The sequence below is a fragment of the Mycobacterium sp. genome (assembly GCF_035603715.1).
Lineage (GTDB): Bacteria > Actinomycetota > Actinomycetes > Mycobacteriales > Mycobacteriaceae > Mycobacterium.
The window spans coordinates 1-4,847 of sequence record NZ_DATNJW010000441.1 but is presented as its reverse complement, the minus strand read 5'-3'; the positions used below and the strand labels follow the sequence as shown (position 1 = coordinate 4,847).

At 65.5% G+C, this 4,847-nt stretch carries 5 protein-coding genes; 4 read left to right on the top strand and 1 reads right to left on the bottom strand.

The genetic code is table 11. From position 1 onward, the window contains the following. The coding region (locus VN856_RS18215; protein ID WP_325691533.1) for an AMP-binding protein at positions 1–850 on the bottom strand (850 nt) is incomplete at its 3' end. A 127-nt stretch (positions 851–977) separates the two neighbouring features. Between VN856_RS18215 and VN856_RS18210 the strand changes: the two genes are divergently transcribed. From VN856_RS18210 to VN856_RS18195, 4 genes are all read left to right on the top strand, one after another. Continuing rightward, entirely contained in the window at positions 978–2,585 is a 1,608-nt protein-coding gene (locus tag VN856_RS18210; RefSeq protein WP_414686991.1) for a peptide ABC transporter substrate-binding protein, read from the top strand. Between the two features lies 1 nt (position 2,586). Further along, the gene (locus VN856_RS18205) at positions 2,587–3,513 is read left to right on the top strand and encodes an ABC transporter permease (RefSeq protein ID WP_325691532.1); all 927 of its coding nucleotides are present in this window, start codon (positions 2,587–2,589) and stop codon (positions 3,511–3,513) included. Beyond that, on the top strand, positions 3,506–4,378 hold the full coding sequence (locus VN856_RS18200; RefSeq protein ID WP_325691530.1) for an ABC transporter permease: 873 nt from the start codon (positions 3,506–3,508) through the stop codon (positions 4,376–4,378). The genes VN856_RS18205 and VN856_RS18200 overlap by 8 nt, the downstream gene beginning before the upstream one ends. Further along, positions 4,375–4,847, top strand: a 473-nt coding sequence (locus tag VN856_RS18195) for an ATP-binding cassette domain-containing protein (protein WP_325691528.1), incomplete at its 3' end; no start/stop codon positions are given. The genes VN856_RS18200 and VN856_RS18195, both read left to right, overlap by 4 nt.

The window sequence follows — 4,847 nt, the reverse complement described above, 5'->3', positions numbered from 1 at the left end:
AGGACGCCTGGGTGAGATAGCCGCCGCTGGTGTGCACGATGCCCTTGGGCTTACCGGTGGTGCCCGAGGTGTACAGCAGGAACAGCGGATGCTCGGCGTCGAACGCCTCGGCATGGTGTTCGGGTGATGCCGAGTCGACGACGTCGTGCCACCACACGTCGCGTCCCTGCGTCCAGGGCACGTCGACACCGGTGCGCCGGACCACCAGGACGTGTTCGATCGTGCTGGTGTCGGCGACCGCCTGATCGGCGGCTTCCTTCAATGGCGCCGGCTTGCCGCGGCGGAACTGCCCGTCGGCGGTGATCAGGACTTTGGCCTCGGCGTCGGCGATCCGGGCGCCCAGCGCGGTCGCGGTGAATCCGGCGAACACCACGCTGTGCAGCACGCCCAGGCGCGCGCACGCCAGCATCGCGATCATGGCTTCGGGAATCATCGGCAGGTAGATCGCGACGCGGTCGCCTGCGACCAGCCCCAGACCGGCGAGCGCGTTGGCCGCCTTGCTCACCTCGGTCAGCAGGTCGCTGTAGGTCAGGGTGCGGTCTTCTCCGACACGATCGCCCTCCCAGTGGATAGCGACTCGATCGCCGTTGCCGGCTTCGACGTGACGGTCCACGCAGTTGTAGGTGACGTTGAGTTGGCCGTCAGTGAACCATTTGGCAAACGGCGCCGCCGACCAGTCCAAAACCTGGGAAAACGGTGTCGCCCAAGAGAGTCGGTTGGCCTGCTCGGCCCAGAACGCCAGCCTGTCCTGCTCGGCCTTTCGGTACAGGTCATCGCCGGCGTTGGCCTGCGCAACGAACTGTGTTGATGGTGCATACGATGACGGTGCCTCGGTGTGCGTCTCGGTCACGCGCACGAGCGTAGTCCGGTGACAATGCGGCCGACAGGCCGTTGAGGAACCGGACAATGAGGCCGGGGCAGGTTGAGTTAACTTTTGAGCGGCTGCAGACAATCCAGTCGCGCCGAGGAGGGACGGCTTGCGTCGGTTTCGCGTCGTTGCGCTGGCCGTGCTGCTGGCCGCCGCGTTGCTGACCGGCTGTGAGGTGCGCACCGTCCGAACCGATGTGGTGATCGTCAATGCGGGCGAGCCGCAGAATCCGTTGATCCCGACCAATACCAACGACTCCAACGGTGGCCGGATCGTCGACCGGCTGTTCGCCGGCCTGATGTCGTATGACGCCAAGGGCGCGCCGACGCCGGAGGTGGCCCAGTCGATCGAGACCACCGACGACGTCAACTACCGGATCACGCTCAAAGCTGGCTGGACGTTCAGTGATGGCTCGCCGGTCACCGCGCACTCGTTCGTCGACGCCTGGAATTACGGTGCGCTGTCCTCCAATGCTCAACTGCAGCAGAGTTTTTTCAGCCCGATCGCCGGTTTCGACGAGGTCGCCGCGCCGACTCCGACGGCCACCGCGATGTCCGGGCTTCAGGTGATCGATGACCATGAGTTCACCGTTCGGCTCAAGGGTCCGACGATCGACTTCACACTGCGGCTTGGTTTTTCGCCCTTCTACCCGCTGCCCGCCGCTGCGCTGAAAGACATGGCCGCGTTTGGCCAACATCCGGTCGGCAATGGCCCGTATCGACTCGGCGACGAGCCGGGCAATCCGGCCTGGCAGCACAACGTCAAACTCGACCTGGTCACCAACCCCGGCTATCACGGCAACCGAGTGCCGCAGAACAAGGGCCTGCGGTTTGTCTTCTATGCCAACCTCGACACCGCTTACGCCGACTTGCTATCGAGCAATCTCGATGTGCTGGACACGATTCCGCCCAGCGTGCTGCCCGTCTACCGCCGAGACCTCGGCGATCGCGCGGTCACCGCGCCCGCGGCGGCGAACCAGACGCTGGACACCCCGCTGCGTCTGCCGCACTTCTCCGGCGACGAGGGGCGGTTGCGCCGGCTCGCGCTATCGGCCGCGATCAACCGCGACCAGATCTGTCGCAAGATCTTCTCCGGTGCGCGAGCACCGGCTCGCGATTTCACCGCGAGTTCGCTGCCCGGATACGACCCCGGCATCGACGGCAGCGCCGCGCTGAACTTCGACCCGGATCGTGCGCGCCGGCTCTGGGCGCAGGCTGATGCGATCTCGAAATGGACTGGGCGGTATGCCATCGCCTACAACGCCGACGGTTCACATCAGGAATGGATCGACGCAATAGCCAACAGCATCAAGAACACGCTGGGTATCGACGCCGTCGGCGCCCCTCAGCCCACGTTCGCCGGTTTTCGCACTCAGATCACCAGCCATACGATCGGCACCGCGTTCCGTGCCGGGTGGCAGGGCGACTTCCCGTCGATGCTGGAGTTTTTAGAGCCGTTGTTCGTCACCGCCGCGGGCGCCAACGACGTCGGCTACTCCAATCCACGGTTCGATGCCGCGATTGCCGCCGCCGAAGCCGCGCCTGATTTGCCCCAGTCATATCGGCTCGCCAATGACGCACAGCGAATCCTGTTGCACGACATGCCGGCTGTACCGCTGTGGTACACCGTCGCCGTGGCGGGACGGTCACCGTCGGTCAGCCACGTCGCGCTGACCTGGAACGGACTGCCGGACTACGAACACATCGTGAAGGCCTGAGATGACGTGGTACATCGCGCGTCGAATCGCGGCCATGATCCCGGTCTTCCTGGGGGCCACACTGCTGATTTACGGAATGGTCTTCTTGCTACCCGGCGACCCGATCGCGGCGCTGGGCGGCGATCGCCCGCTGAGCCCGGCGGTGGCTGCACAACTGCGCGCGCAATATCACCTCAACGACCCGTTCTGGTTGCAGTACCTGCATTACCTCGGTGGCATTTTGCACGGCGACCTCGGTCACGCGTACTCCGGTTTGCCGGTGACCAGCGTTCTGGCGCAGGCGTTTCCGGTGACCTTCAAGTTGGCAATGATCGCGCTGGCGGTGGAGGCGCTCTTCGGCGTCGGGTTCGGGGTGATCGCCGGATTGCGCCAGGGTGGCGTCTTCGACGGCGCCGTACTGATCGTCAGCCTGGTCCTTATTGCGGTGCCGATCTTCGTACTGGGGTTCCTCGCGCAATTCGTCTTCGGGGTGCGGCTGGGCGTCGCGGCAGTGACGGTGGGCGACCAGCCGACCTTCGCCCGGCTGCTGTTGCCCGGAATTGTCTTGGGCGCAGTGTCATTCGCCTACGTGGTGCGGTTGACCCGCTCCGCGGTGGCCGACAACGCGCACGCCGACTACGTCCGTACCGCCACCGCCAAAGGGTTGTCGCGGCCGCGGGTGGTGACGGTGCACATCCTGCGCAATTCGCTGATCCCGGTGGTGACTTTCCTGGGGGCAGATCTCGGCGCGCTGATGGGCGGCGCGATCGTCACCGAAGGCATCTTCAACGTCCACGGTGTCGGCGGCGTGCTCTACCAGGCCGTCACCCGTCAGGAAGCCCCGACCGTGGTGTCGATCGTGACGGTGCTCGTGGTCGTCTACCTCGTCACCAATCTGGCGGTGGACCTGCTGTACGCGGCGCTGGACCCCAGGATTCGCTATGGCTGAAACGGTTGCCGGCGTGGGTTTTTGGCGTGATACGTGGCGCGGGCTGCGTCGCCGCCCGAAATTCATCATCAGCGCGGCGCTGATCGCCTGTGTCGTCGTCGTTGCGGTGCTTCCGGCATTGTTCACCGGTGCCGATCCCGGATACGCCAACCCGGACCAGAGTCTGCTGGGGCCGTCGGTCGCGCATTGGTTCGGCACCGACCTGCAGGGCCACGACATCTACGCCCGCACCATCTACGGCGCGCGTGCCTCGATCACCGTCGGTCTCGGTGCCACCCTGTTGGTGTTCGTCATCGGTGGGGCGCTGGGAGCCGTGGCCGGCTTTTACGGCGGGTGGATCGACGCGGTGGTGTCCCGGATCGCCGACGTGTTCTTCGGTATCCCGTTGCTGCTGGCCGCGATTGTGCTGATGCAGGTCATGCATCACCGCACGGTGTGGACGGTGATCGCTATCCTGGCGCTGTTCGGATGGCCGCAGATAGCCCGGATCGCCCGCGGCGCCGTGCTCACGGTGCGCGGCAGCGACTACGTACTGGCGGCGAAAGCGCTGGGGTTGAGCAGGTTTGGGATATTGGTACGCCACGTGGTGCCCAATGCCATCGGCCCGGTCATCGCGATGTCGACGATCGCGCTCGGGATGTTCGTCGTCACGGAAGCCACGCTGTCCTACCTCGGGGTCGGACTGCCGCCGTCGGTGGTGTCCTGGGGCGGCGACATCAACGTGGACCAAATCCGGTTGCGGGCCGGATCGCCGATCTTGTTCTATCCGGCTGGTGCGCTGGCGATCACCGTGCTGGCGTTCTTGATCATGGGCGACGTGCTGCGCGACGCCTTGGACCCGGCGTCGCGGGCGAGGCGGCCATGACGGCACCTGAGTCGCCGCTGCTGAACGTCGCCGGACTGGAGGTCAGGTTCGAGGACGACGTTCCGGCGGTGCGGGGAGTAGATCTTGAGGTGCGCAGCGGGCAGACGGTGGCGATCGTCGGCGAATCGGGTTCGGGCAAGTCCACCACCGCCGCGGCGATTCTTGGTCTGCTGCCGCCGGGGGGCCGAATCACCGCCGGTCGCATCGTGTTTGACGGGGTCGACCTCACCGCGGTCAGTCGACGGAAGCTGCGATCAATCCGCGGCACCGGCATTGGTTACGTGCCACAGGATCCGATGACCAACCTGAATCCGGTGTGGAAGGTGGGTTTTCAGGTACGAGAAGCGCTGCGCGCAAACAATATCGATCGCCAAGCAGTCCAACTGCTTGCCGACGCCGGCATGTCCGATCCGGCGCTGCGGGCCCGGCAGTACCCGCACCAATTGTCCGGCGGTATGTGTCAGCGCGC